Below are 234 nucleotides of genomic sequence, written 5' to 3' on the forward strand. Positions count from 1 at the left end.
CGTTAAACTTCACGAAGTCGGTGCGTTTATGGATTTTTCTCAGCATATACATCATAAAGCCGACGATAGTATCGTAGTTGCCGGACTGCGGGAACTCGTCGATATCCAGTACGCGCATCACGTAGTCGATTGGCGTGCCGCCTTCCACCAGCCAGGAAATCTCGTCGCGCGCCACGATCTGCTAATCCATTCCCTGGCCAACCAGATCGCCCATCAGCGTGGTCATCACAACTT

At 52.6% G+C, this 234-nt stretch carries 1 pseudogene; it reads right to left on the minus strand.

The window, feature by feature from the left end:
- Nucleotides 1-234, minus strand: a pseudogene (locus tag QCD69_RS22640) (transporter associated domain-containing protein); the annotation flags it as partial.

Source organism: Erwinia sp. PsM31, from assembly GCF_030433775.1.
Classification (GTDB): domain Bacteria; phylum Pseudomonadota; class Gammaproteobacteria; order Enterobacterales; family Enterobacteriaceae; genus Erwinia; species Erwinia aeris.